8 protein-coding genes are annotated in these 12991 nt (G+C 48.6%); 6 read left to right on the top strand and 2 right to left on the bottom strand.

Annotated elements, in window-relative coordinates; translation table 11 throughout:
* Window positions 1-2 precede the first annotated feature (2 nt).
* Window positions 3-125 carry a FeoB-associated Cys-rich membrane protein gene (locus ABWH99_RS18930; RefSeq protein WP_375583378.1) on the top strand — a complete coding sequence of 41 codons (123 nt, stop codon included), beginning with the start codon at window positions 3-5 and terminating at the stop codon, window positions 123-125.
* Window positions 126-343: 218 nt separating this feature from the next.
* Entirely contained in the window at window positions 344-973 is a 630-nt protein-coding gene (locus tag ABWH99_RS18925) for a hypothetical protein (RefSeq protein ID WP_375583377.1), read from the top strand.
* 475 nt (window positions 974-1448) lie between these two features.
* Here the strand turns inward: ABWH99_RS18925 and purL are convergent, their stop codons facing one another.
* Entirely contained in the window at window positions 1449-5147 is a 3699-nt protein-coding gene (purL, locus tag ABWH99_RS18920) for a phosphoribosylformylglycinamidine synthase (protein ID WP_375583376.1), read from the bottom strand.
* Window positions 5148-5507: 360 nt separating this feature from the next.
* Between purL and ABWH99_RS18915 the strand changes: the two genes are divergently transcribed.
* Genes ABWH99_RS18915 through ABWH99_RS18900 form a run of 4 tightly spaced genes read left to right on the top strand, consistent with a single transcriptional unit; the run spans window position 5508 to window position 12034 of the window.
* The gene (locus ABWH99_RS18915) at window positions 5508-6116 is read left to right on the top strand and encodes a TetR/AcrR family transcriptional regulator (protein ID WP_375583375.1); all 609 of its coding nucleotides are present in this window, start codon (window positions 5508-5510) and stop codon (window positions 6114-6116) included.
* A 4-nt stretch (window positions 6117-6120) separates the two neighbouring features.
* The gene (locus ABWH99_RS18910) at window positions 6121-7464 is read left to right on the top strand and encodes a TolC family protein (protein WP_375583374.1); all 1344 of its coding nucleotides are present in this window, start codon (window positions 6121-6123) and stop codon (window positions 7462-7464) included.
* A 21-nt stretch (window positions 7465-7485) separates the two neighbouring features.
* The gene (locus ABWH99_RS18905) at window positions 7486-8616 is read left to right on the top strand and encodes an efflux RND transporter periplasmic adaptor subunit (protein ID WP_375583373.1); all 1131 of its coding nucleotides are present in this window, start codon (window positions 7486-7488) and stop codon (window positions 8614-8616) included.
* 7 nt (window positions 8617-8623) lie between these two features.
* Complete coding sequence (locus tag ABWH99_RS18900) at window positions 8624-12034, top strand: efflux RND transporter permease subunit (RefSeq protein ID WP_375583372.1); 3411 nt, start codon at window positions 8624-8626, stop codon at window positions 12032-12034.
* A gap of 83 nt (window positions 12035-12117) precedes the next feature.
* On the opposite strand, the gene ABWH99_RS18895 is transcribed toward ABWH99_RS18900, so the two are convergent.
* The gene (locus ABWH99_RS18895; RefSeq protein ID WP_375583371.1) at window positions 12118-12825 is read right to left on the bottom strand and encodes an L-ribulose-5-phosphate 4-epimerase; all 708 of its coding nucleotides are present in this window, start codon (window positions 12823-12825) and stop codon (window positions 12118-12120) included.
* Window positions 12826-12991 lie beyond the last annotated feature (166 nt).

The raw sequence follows: 12991 nt of genomic DNA, 5'->3' as shown, positions 1-12991 counted from the left end.
TGATGTGGCAGGAACTGATTGTAGGAATATTGTTTGTTGGAGTCCTGGGATATTGGGCGTACAAGCTATTCTCGAAAAAAACGAACAAAAATAAAAATAGCTGTGGCTGTGAAAATTGCCACTAGTTTTACCCGTATTATCGCTTTTTTTTAACACTTTTCCCCGTAGCTTTGCTGCACCTAACCGATCTGCCTCAAAGTTTGGGTCTAACCCAGGCAGGTCGCAATGAAATCGACGCTTTCCAGCAAAAGGCAGCCATCTGAGGGGCAACCTTAAGAGGGATGCCACAACCGTTATTGCCGAAGGCAGCGGAGACACTGCCTGTCTGAAAAAAATGAAACAAATGAAATGGACGTACACCGTTAAGCACAAACTTACCGCTGCCTCACTGCTTTTTGGAGTCATCCTGCTGGTAATGGCGACCAATGTCAACCAGCGGAGCCAAATAGCTGAGTTGGAAACTGCATTTGAAGCCATCTACCGGGATAGACTCGTAGCCGAGAGCTATATTCTGAATTTTTCGGAAAAACTGCATCTGCTGCAACTGACGATCAACGAACCAGGTAGTTCGCTGCTGCAAAAGCAACAAGTGGCAAACCAACTGCTATCAGAAATAGATACCCTCAACCGACTGTACCAGGAAACGAGACTGACGGAGGAGGAGGCAAAGTATTTTCTTCATTTCACCGGTTTGACGAAGGAAATGGATCTACGTCTAAAGGAGGGCGACCTTGCAAGTGAGGAAACGATGATCCAGTCCGCCTTTATGGACTTGCACGTGCTCTCTCAGATCCAGTTGGCCGAGGCCGATAAAATAAAATCCAGAACCGATCGGATTTTTCACCGAGGTAGCCTGGTATCCCAGTTGGAGATGGTAATACTGATCGTCATGGGACTCCTTATCCAGGCACTTTTATTCACTTCCAGCGCGACGAGGCCCTCCAAATGGCCGGCTAATCCCCGAATGAATTGACGGAAGCGTCCGAACGGACCGGGGTCCCTTCCCAGCGTAAGGGAGATCCTTCCGGGATAAAGGGTTGCCAGCAGACCAATTTGTACGGCAATTGGGAGCAGGCCCTATTTATTTGGTAGAATACCTCCCAATTCCAGGCGAATGCGTTCGGTTCCCCCTCAGGACCCGGCTCATCGCGGCGGTAAGCGCGTAGCGTCTCATGTAGGAAACGCTTGGCTGTTCTGACAGCCAAAACACCGTGCAACCCCGTTTTTTAGGCATCTTGAGCCAGTGGAAGGCAGCCAGGGTAGGAGTGGGCTGGTTATTCCTTTCTTTCGAAGGGTCAGGTAAAATACTATAAAATGAATTTCGCTGCGCATCGTCCGAGGCATCCCTGGGATTTTTATTTTGGTTGTCTGGGATTGCCCGGATTTTTAGACCGGGCGGTGAAGGACGCGATGTTTTTGTCTTTTATTTGGTAGGCATCCCCCACATTTTAGTCTTCCTGCTTTCTATGGGAATCGACCCATTTCTTTGCGTTAATAAAGGCCTGAATCCAGGGAGTTACTTCTTGCTGTCGTTTTTCCCGGGGAAAATACGGCCAGTTCCAGGGCGCAAGGGCGCGTTCGATATGTGGCATGATGGCCAGGTGCCTCCCGTCCCTGGAGGCCAGACCCGCAGTTGCATGATCCGACCCGTTTGGATTACCGGGATAGCTCGAATAGGAATAATGCATGCAACTGTGGTAATCCGAAAGCGCCATTGGCATATGAAATTTCCCTTCTCCATGAGCCACCCATACGCCCAGACGCAATCCGGAAAGGGACTGCAGCATCACCGAATGGTTTTCGGGTATGGTCACATTGACAAATGCCGATTCAAATTTATGACTGTCGTTGTGCAACATTTTGGTTTTCTGATCGTGTTCCGGGTTGACCAGTCCGAGTTCTATCATGAGTTGACAGCCGTTGCAAACACCCAGGCTCAGGGTATCTTCTCTTGCGTAGAATCGGTCCAGGGCCTGTTTTGCCGTTTCGTTGCAGAGAAAGGCACCCGCCCATCCTTTGGCAGAACCCAATACATCGGAATTGGAAAATCCACCCACAAATACGATCATGTTCACCTCCTCGAGTGTTTCTCTTCCCGAAATCAGGTCGGTCATGTGTACGTCTTTTACGTCAAACCCGGCGAGCCAGAGGGCATAGGCCATCTCCCGGTCGCCGTTGACCCCTTTTTCCCGAATGATTGCCGCTCGGGTACCGGTCGCGTTTTTTCTTTCCGGATTCACATGCAGTGATTCGTACGTACCTTTCCAATCCCTTGGAAAAGTGTAGGTCAACGGTTGATTTTTGTAGTGCTCGTACCGTTCTTTGGCCAATTTCTCTCCAGACTGATTCCGGTCCAGCAGGTAGGAGGAACGGTACCAGGTGTCCCGTAGGTCTGCTACGTTCCAGGCGTATCCCAATGGGGAGAGGTGCAGTGCTCCGTCGTAGGACAGGCTGGCTACGGGAATGGCGTCAATACCTTCCGCTAGCAGTCGGGCAGTGACTTCGTCCGGGTTTTGGACCTGGATGACCAATCCGGGATTTTCCGAAAACAGGGCTTTAATAGGATCTTTTTCTCTAAGGTTTTCCAGATGTACCTGTAGCCCCAGGTCTTCATTTGGAAAGCACATTTCCAACAGGGTAGTGATCAGACCACCCGAAGATATGTCGTGCCCGGCAAGAATCGCATCCTCACGAATCAGTTGCTGCACGGCTGCAAAGGCGCGAACAAAATAGCTCGAATCGACTACGTCGGGTGCCTCGGAACCGATACGTTGACGGATTTGGGCAAAGGAGCTTCCTCCCAGACGTGCTTCGTCTTTGGAAAAATCCAGGTACAGCAGTCCGCTACCGGTATTCGTTTGCAAGGTTGGAGACACGATTCGGTGGATGTCCGCGCATTCTCCGACCGTAGAGATAATGACCGTTCCTGGTGCCAGTACCGTTTGTCCGTCCGGATATTTTTGGGTCATGGAAAGGGAGTCCTTCCCGGTGGGAATATTGATGCCCAGTTCGATGGCAAAGCGACTGCAAGCTTCTACTGCCCGGTACAAGCGGTCATTTTCGCCGGGATTTTTTGCGGGCCACATCCAGTTAGCACTCAGGGACACTCCCTTCAGTCCCTCGGTCAGTGGTGCCCAAATCAGGTTGGTCAGCGCCTCGGCGATTGCCAGCCGCGAGCCTTTCTCCGGGCTGGACAAAGCTGCTACGGGCGCATGCCCGAGAGAGGTCGCTATTCCTTTTTGCCCGCTGTAGTCCATTGCCATCACAGCAACGTTGTTTAGCGGCAATTGCAGGGGTCCGGTAGATTGCTGGCAGGCGACCCGTCCCGTAACCGATCGGTCGACTTTATTGGTCAGCCAGTCCTTGCAGGCCACCGCTTCCAGTTGCAAGACCTGCAGCAGGTATTCTTCGATCTTTTCCGAGTGGTATTCCGGATTCGCGAAAGAAAGCTGGGAGCGACGGTCACTCAGGACTGTTTTTGGAGAAGATCCGAACATGTGCTGCAAGCTCCAGTCGATGGGCTTTTCGCCGGTTTTACTGTTTTCAAACCGGAAGTGAAAATCTCCCGTGGTTTCCCCGATTTCGTAAAAAGGGGCGCGTTCGCGTGCTGCTATTTTTTTGATGGTTTCTAACCGGGACTTTTCTAAAACCAGTCCCATTCGTTCCTGAGACTCGTTGCCTATGATTTCTTTGGCAGAAAGCGTGCGATCGCCCAGGGGTAATTTCTCCAGGTGGATGGTTCCACCCGTTTCTTCCACCAACTCCGAAAGGCAATTGAGGTGTCCACCTGCTCCGTGATCGTGAATGGAAAGGATCGGGTTATCCTCGCTCTCGGCCATGGCGCGGATGACATTTGCCACTCGTTTTTGCATTTCCGGATTGGATCGCTGTACCGCATTCAGTTCCAGCGCATTTGTAAGTTCGCCCGTATTCAGCGAGGAAACTGCGCTTCCCCCCATCCCGATGCGGTAATTGTCTCCCCCCATCAAAACGATACGATTCCCTTTGCCGGGTCGTTTCTTCAAGCTGTAAGGTGCCCGGGTAAAACCCACCCCTCCGGCAAGCATGATGACTTTATCGAAACCCCAGGTCCGATCGTGCTCCTGGTGCTCGAAGGTTACCAAACTTCCGCAAATCAACGGCTGGCCAAATTTGTTCCCGAAATCACTCGCTCCATTCGAAGCTTTAATCAGGATATCGAGGGGGCTTTGGTACAGCCAGTTTCTTTCTTTCAGCCCCGCTTCCCAGACCCGGTCGGGAGCGGTTCGCGGATAGGAGGTCATGTACACCGCGGTACCGGCCAGTGGAATGGAGGCGGTACCTCCTGCCATCCGGTCCCGGATCTCACCACCTGAACCCGTGGCAGCACCGTTAAATGGCTCCACCGTCGTAGGAAAGTTGTGGGTTTCCGCCTTGAGGGAAAGCACAGTTTCAATTTCACGAATGGCAAAAAAGTCGGCCGTTTCCGGATTTGCCGGGGCAAATTGAAGCGCCCTCGGTCCCCTGACAAAGGCAACATTGTCCTTGTAGGCCGAGACAATTCCATTTGGATTGGCCTGTGATGTTTTTTTTATCCACTGAAAGAGTGAGAGTGGTTTTTCTTCTCCGTCAATGACGAAGGTGCCGTTAAATATTTTGTGCCGGCAATGCTCGGAATTTACCTGGCTGAAGCCAAACACTTCGCTATCGGTCAGGGGTCTACCCAGGGATTCGCTCACCCCCTGCAGGTAGGCCACTTCCTCCGCATTAAGGGCTAGTCCCTCTTGCGCATTGTAGCTGTCGATATCGTGGATAGACAGGATCGGGTCGGGAGTTTGTTCTATGGAGTATAGGTCTTGATCCAACTCGGGATAGAGGCGTTGCAGCATGGGGTCCAGCACAAGGTCTTCGGACCAGGGTACGAAGGCTTCGATTCTTCGAACCCCGCTGATTCCCATGTTTTCGCAGATTTCCACGGCATTGGTAGACCAGGGAGTGATCATTTCTTTTCTCGGGCCAAAAAATTTCCCTGGGATCCGATCTTTTTCCAGAAATTCTGCATCGCCGAAGAGCCAGCATAATTTCTGTAATGTAATTGAATCCATGGGCTGGCCGCTTTCCAGGGCGTATACCGTTTTTTCAGAAGATTGAAAAAAGAAAATAGTCATACAGATTGTGATGGTAAATTGAAGCAGCAAAGGTACAAAATTGCTTTTTAAATTTACCGCCTATTCTGCTGACAAACCTCCGTCCCAGAGGGGTACCTGTCCGTAACCGGATATATTTTTTTAAAAGCGTTCGTATTCGGACATTTTATCGGAATGGTCCCCGACCGGCCACTCGACCTTTCCTAAAAAAAATGATCTTTTGGGCAGTTTTTGCGAGGGAATTCAACAGGTGGAAATGGGAATTCGATGCAAAAAATGTAGCTTTTTCTTCTTTATTAAAAAAATTAGTTAATTTCGCGGAAACTTTGAACCTTTTGAAAGTTTCCAGAGTTTCTTGGCAGGAAGTTTATAGAAGAATAGTTGGAAACACGAGAGAAAATAATTCAGGTTGCTCTGGAGCAATTTTTTGTTTTTGGTGTACGCGCCGTTACCATGGACGAAATTGCACGGCAGGCAGGTATGTCGAAGAAGACCATTTACGAGGAATTTGCGAGCAAAGAAGACCTGGTAACCGCTGCTTTTGATGCAGCGCTTGAAGCGGACGAATGTGCTTTTTATGAAATGATGGCATCGAAAGAAGGGGTAATCGATCACCTCCTACAGATGACCCGTTATCTCAGGGAGCGGTTTTCCAAAATGAACCCTTTATTGTTGCACGATGTGCAGCGATTTTACCCCAAGTGTTGGAGAAAGCTGGAGGAGTTTAAACGGGAGCATGCCTGGAAAGGGATTGTGCAGATTTTGGAGAAAGGAAAGCAATCAGGGGATTTCAGAAGTGAAATCAATTCGGAAATTTTGGCCTTCATGCGGTTGAATCAGATTACAAGTTTCATTTCGGGGAACCTGCCTCAGGATAAATACACGCTATTGGATTATCATTTGCAGCTATTGGATCATTTTATACATGGAATACTCACCGATCAGGGAAGGAATACCTATTACAAAAAATTACAAACACAGGAATCTTAGTTTTATGAAGTTCAAACCGGTAATTTTATTCGTTTTTGTTTGGGTGTTTGGAAGCGGCCTGCTCGTGCAGGCCCAACAAGTGCCATTCACGCTGGAAGAAAGCGTCGCCTATGCCTTGGAAAACAATGCAGAAGCCAAAAATGCCCGATTGGAAATCGAGGCAGCAAGGGGTTTGGTAGGAGAACGTACCGCAGAAGGGCTTCCCCAAATCAATGGAAATCTTAACGCTACGAAGAATCTGGTGGTTCCCGTCACGCCGTTTCCTGCGATCATTGCCGATCCGGAAGCTCCGGAGGGCGAATTTATCGGTGTACAGTTTTCTCCTGTGTACTCAGCGGGGCTCACGGCAACGGTTTCACAGATGATCTTCAACGGTTCCTATTTTATTGGATTAAAGGCAGCGAAAACCTATCGGCAGTTGGCGGAGGTCGATCGGAAGTTTACCGAATTGGAGGTGATCGAAAATGTCAAGAAAGCGTATTATTCGGTGTTGGTGAGTCGGGAGCGCGAAGCCTTGGTAAGGGCAAATTTAAGCCGGATCGATACCCTTCTGAAAGAAACGGAAATATTGTACAAAGAAGGGTTTGCGGAAAAGATCGACGTCACCCGAATCCGGGTGCAGCACAACAATATTCAAACGGAACTTGACAAGGCGGAAACGGCAAGCCGTGTCAGTTTGCGCTTGTTGAAATTCCAGATGGGGCTTCCTCAGGATCAGGACATCAGGCTGGTGGACACCATTTCGGCAATGGAAACCCTGCTGGACGCTGAGCGATTGCTATTGGAAGAAGGGGAGCGCCGGATAGAAATCGACCAGGTCAATACCAACTACGAACTGGCCAGCCTGGACCTAAAAAACAACCAGATTCAATACATGCCCCGTTTGGATGCAAATTATACGTTTCAACGAAATTCATTTGGCGGGAGTTTTCCGGGACTGTGGTCCGGCGAATGGTTCACGGGTTCTATTTTGGGGGTAACCTTACAGATTCCCATTTTTGATGGGTTTACCAAGCGGTATAAGATCCAGCAGAATCGCGTACAACTTCGGCAGTTAGAGGTACAGAAAGAGTCCTTGCTTCAGAACATTGTCGTGGAAAAATTTCAGGCCCGGCAGAATCTGGTGAATAGCTTGAAGTCCCTGGAGGTGCAACGTGAAAACCGGGACCTTGCTCTGGAGGTATACGACATGGCCAAGATAAAATACCAGGAGGGCGTGGGGTCAAACCTGGAAGTAGTTGAGGCGGATTCCGCATTAAAGGAGGCCGAAACCAATTATTTCTCGGCCTTATACGATGCTTTCATTGCCAAGGTCGATTTGGAAAAAGCTTTGGGAATTTTAAACTAAAAAAACGAATACCATACCTTTATGAAAAATACAATCAAGTTTTTAAGCATGGCCCTAATCGTAGGGGTCGTCTCCTGTTCGGCACCTACGGATGAACTGGCCGAAAAGAAGGAACAACTAGAAGGGTACAAATCGGAGGCCGCAGCGTTGAAGGTGAAAATTGAGGAGCTGGAAACCGAACTTTCCCAATTGGATCCCGAATTCCGGAAGAATCAACGGAAATCGGTTCTTATCACCACCATTCGACCCGAGCAAGGAAATTTTGAGCATTATGTGGAAGTGACCGGCTCTGTCCTTTCGAAGAAAAATGTCAACATCAGTGCCGAAGTTTCCGGACGTATCGAAGAAGTGGTCACCCGGGAGGGAATGTCCATCCGAAAAGGACAGGTGATTGCGAAAATAAATGCAGAGTCTGTCGAACGAAACCTGGAGGAGATTGAGACCCAATTGGAGTTGGCCAGAACCATGTTTGAAAAGCAGGAGCGCTTGTGGAATCAGCAGATTGGGACAGAAATGCAATACCTGGAGGCAAAAAACCGGAAGGAGACGCTTGAAAAAAACCTTTCTTCCCTGCAGCTGCAAAAGGATCGTACCACCGTACGGGCACCATTTGATGGCACCGTTGAGGAATTGCTGGTTCGTGTGGGCGAATTGGTTCAGCCCGGGACACCGATAGTAAACATGGTGGGAGAGGACGATCTGTTTATTGAAGGGGATATATCCGAACGGTACGTCGGTATCCTGGAAAAAGGAGATTCGGTCAGTATTCGTTTTCCCTCCATTGGGGAATCACTTAAGACAAAGGTAACGGCCATTGGGAGGATCATCGACCCCAATAACCGAACATTTAAAGTGGAAGTCTTTTTGCCGAAATTAGAGAACGTGAAACCGAACATGCTGTCGGTGCTCAATATACAGGATTACCAGAATACGGACGCTGTGACGGTACCTACTTACTTGATTTTGCAAGACAACAAGGGAAGTTATGTGTTCGTGGTAGAAGAGGGTATGGCGCGTAAGCGGTACGTGGAGCGTGGCATGACGTATGATGGAAAAACCGAGATTCTGGAAGGATTGAATGGTTCCGAAACCCTCGTTGACAAAGGCTTCAGGGAAGTTGGAGATAATTTTAGTGTAAACATCGCATCCTAAAGCATTTATGGCTACAGAAGAAAATTCAAAAAAAGGCGTGATCAGAGAGTTTGGAATTTCCTCGCTTTCGGTGGACAATCGGACCAGTGTGGTTATTCTGACCTTAATCATCACATTTCTGGGCGTTTTTGCCTACCGTACCATGCCAAAGGAAAGTTTTCCCGAGATTGTTATTCCTACTGTCTACGTGGGGACGGCCTATCCGGGAAACTCCCCAGTGGATATGGAGAATTTGATTACCCGACCCATTGAGAAAGAACTCAAATCCATCAACAACCTGAAGGACGTGAGCTCTACTTCCATACAGGACTTTTCTTCCATCGTAGTGGAGTTCAATCCCAACGTGGATATTTCTAAAGCCCTTCAGGATGTGAAGGATGCGGTAGACAAAGCCAAAAGCGAGCTTCCGTCCGACCTGGACCGGGACCCGGATGTACTGGAAATCAATACCTCGGAATTTCCTATCATGAATGTCAATATCTCCGGCAACTATACGGAGCAGGAACTCAAGAAATACGGGGAGTTTCTGGAGGACGAGATCGAGAAGCTTTCTGAGATTTCCAGTGCCGACCTGAGCGGAACCATCGAACGGGAAATCCGCATTGATGCCGATTTGTACAAAATGGAATCCCATGGGGTAACGTTTTCGGATATTTCCGGTGCGGTCGCTGACGAAAACGTAACCATTTCCGGAGGCAATATCCTCTCCGGGGATTACCGCAGAACCTTGCGGATAGCGGGAGAGTTTACCGATCCCATGCAGCTTGAAAACGTCATCGTAAAAACGGAAAACGAAAAGATCGTATACCTGCGGGATGTGGCAACCTTTAGTGATACCTACAAAGAACGCGAAAGCTATGCACGCAGCAACAAACTTCCGGTCGTTACCATCAACGTGGTCAAGAGAAGTGGAGAAAACCTCTTGGATGCATCCGATAAAATCAAAGCGCTGATCGAAGAAGTAAAGATCAACCGTTTCCCGGAAGATCTGGAAGTGACGATTACCAATGATCAGTCCAAGGCTACCAGGTCGCAAGTGGATAATTTGGAGAACAGCATCATTTCCGGAGTGATCCTCGTGGTGTTGGTACTCATGTTTTTTCTCGGATTCAGAAATGCGCTGTTTGTGGGGATCGCTATCCCCTTATCCATGTTTATTTCGTTCCTGGTGCTAAACTCCCTGGGGGTGACCCTAAACTTAATGGTGTTGTTTTCCCTGATCCTGGCATTGGGAATGTTGGTCGATAACGGTATCGTAGTGGTGGAGAATATCTATCGCCTCATGCAGGAAGGCAAATCCGCCGTACGTGCGGCCAAAGAAGGGGTGGGAGAAGTAGCCTGGCCCATCATCACTTCCACGGCCACCACGCTGGCCGCTTTCCTTCCCCTGGCTTTCTGGGACGATATCATTGGCGAGTTCATGAAGTACCTGCCGATTACGCTGATTATCGTGTTGTCCTCCTCCCTTTTTGTTGCCCTGGTTATCAATCCGGTGTTGACTGCCTTGTACATGAAGATACAGGACGTAGACCAGAACAAGCCGGTAAGAAAGCCGGTGATCGTGGCCGCGGTGCTTACCCTGGTGGCCATTGTTTGTTTTTTCGCTGGTTGGGTTGCCCTTGGAAACCTGTTATTTTTGGGTGCATTGCTGACTTTGTTTAACGTTTTCGCACTCCGAAAGGCCATACGTTGGTTTCAGAATTCCTTTCTGGTGAAGCTCGAAAACCTGTACGAAAAAACGTTGCATTTTGCGTTGAAGGGCAAAGGGCCCTATTTGTTTTTTGGCGGCACGGTTCTGTTACTGATAATATCGTTGGTATTGCTAGGGGTTCGGGCGCCTAAAATTCTATTCTTCCCGGACAATCAGCCCTCCCTTGTCAGTATTTACATGGAAAAACCCATTGGTACGGATATCGAAGCCACCAATGACTTTGTGAATAAAATGGAAAATGACCTGTTTGAGGTTCTGGAACCGTACGAGGACATCATTGAGTCGGTCATTACGCAAATCGGAGAGGGTACCGGAGATCCCTTGGAAGGCCCGAGTCAGGCCTCTACACCCCATAAGGCAAAAATTACCATCGGCTTTGTCGAATACCAGTTCAGAAACGGGGTAAATACGAATGAGGTCATGGAAAAAATCCGGAAACTCGCGGAAGGCTATCCAGGCGTGTTGCTCACCGTCGATAAACAGCGGAATGGTCCTCCGGTAGGAAAACCAATCAATATTGAAGTTAGCGGCGAAAACTTCGACCAACTGATCGCTTTTGTCAACCAGATGCGGGAGCAGATCAACGAATCGGGAATCGAGGGGATAGAGGAATTGAAGACCGATCTGGAAACGGGAAACCCGGAGTTGATACTGGATATTGACCGGGAAAAGGCCCGTAGGTTTGGCTTGTCCACGTCTACCATTGCCAACGAGCTTCGGACGGCACTCTTTGGCCTGGAGGTGTCCAAATTCAAAGAAGGAGAAGACGATTACCCGATACAGCTGCGCCTTGCGGACGAATACCGGTACGATATTGGGGCGCTGCTTAATAAGAAAATCAGTTTCCGGGATAAGTTTGGTAATCAGAAAGAGATCCCCATTTCTTCCGTTGCGAGTCTGGAGTACAGTTCTACCTACGGTTCGGTCAAGCGGAAAGATCTGGAACGCGTGATTACCTTGTTTTCCAACGTAAACGACGGATACAATGCCACCGAAATCAATAACGAAATCAAGCGGCTCATTCAGGATATTGAAATTCCGGAGAGCATCGATGTGAGTTTTACCGGCGAGCAGGAAGAACAGGCCAAATCGGCCGAATTTCTTACCCGGGCCTTGATCATTTCAATTTCATTGATCTTCCTGATTATCGTTGCACAATTCAATTCGGTGACAACACCTTTCATCATCATGGCTTCGGTGGTTTTCAGTACCATTGGCGTATTTCTCGGATTGGTGGCATTCAATATGAATTTTGTAATCATCATGACTGGCATTGGGATTATCTCACTGGCCGGGGTGGTGGTGAACAATGCCATCGTTCTCATCGATTACACCAACCTGGTACGGGAGAGAAGACGGGAGGAATTGAACGTGCCTGAGAACGGGTACCTATCGAAAGAAGAATTACTTGACAGCATCATTCAGGGAGGAAAAATTCGTTTGCGCCCGGTATTGCTCACTGCCATTACCACGGTGCTGGGACTGATCCCCCTGGCGTTGGGAATGAACATTGATTTCTACGGATTGCTCTCCTCCTTTGATCCCAAGTTTTACATTGGTGGGGATAATGCAGATTTTTGGGGGCCAATGGCATGGACCGTCATATTTGGCCTAACCTTTGCGACCTTTTTAACGTTAGTAATAGTACCTGTCATGTATTTATTGGCAGATAAATTAAATTCAGTTGTTCGCAAGAACAATCAATGAGTTTTAATTAAAGGTTGGTGGTTTTTTTAAGTGTTCAAACCTCCGGAACGTTGTTCCGGAGGTTTTTTAATGAGGGTAATCGGTCAGCAGCCTTCTTGTCCGTAATAGGCGCTTGATCCGTGCTTTCGATCGTAGTGCTTTTTTATCAGCGAGGCCTTTAAAGGGCGTGCCTCCGGATTGATTTGCAACGTCAGGTAGGCCATTCGGGCGATCTCTTCCAACACCCGGCTGTTGTAAACGGCTTTTTTGGCATCTTTCCCCCAGGTAAAAGGTCCGTGGTTTCCAATCAAAACCATTTCGACTTCCTGGTAAGACAATTTTTTTTCTTGAAAGCAATCCAGAATTTGTTGCCCGGTCATGTATTCGTAATCGCCATCGATCAACTTGTCGTCCATGGGTGGGGCACAGGGAATGTCCCGGGTATTGTGATCGGCATGGGTCGTGCCAAAGATAGGGATATCACGCAAGGCTTGGGCCCAGGACACGGCAAAGGTAGAGTGGGTATGGCATATTCCCCCAATTTTCTCCCATTGCTGGTACAAAAACCCATGGGTGCGCGTGTCGGAAGAAGGCCGCAGTTTCCCTTCGACCACCCGATTTTCAAAATCAACCACAACCATGTCCTCGGCTTTGAGTTCTTCGTAAGGGACTCCACTTGGCTTAATGGCAAAAACACCGGCCTTGGGGTCTGCCTGACTGACGTTCCCAAAGGTATACACCACAAGGTTCAGTTTCGGTAAGGCCATGTTTGCCTCAAAACAAGCCCTTTTTAGCTCTTTGTATTTGCTCATAATCTTCTTTCGATCGTTAAACACTGTGTCGTTCTCCCGCCGGAATTTCGGAACTCCAAAAGTAGCCATCGGATACATGGCAGAAAGGCTTTTTTTCGGTGGGCCGATCTTCCGCTAGGTTACTGCTTCCACAAGAAAGTTAGCAATTATTTTTTATTCTCTTTTT

The sequence above is a fragment of the Cyclobacterium xiamenense genome, from assembly GCF_042140265.1.
Lineage (GTDB): Bacteria > Bacteroidota > Bacteroidia > Cytophagales > Cyclobacteriaceae > Cyclobacterium > Cyclobacterium xiamenense_A.
The sequence above is the reverse complement of the archived record's forward strand: the minus strand, read 5'-3'. Positions and strand labels throughout refer to the sequence as shown.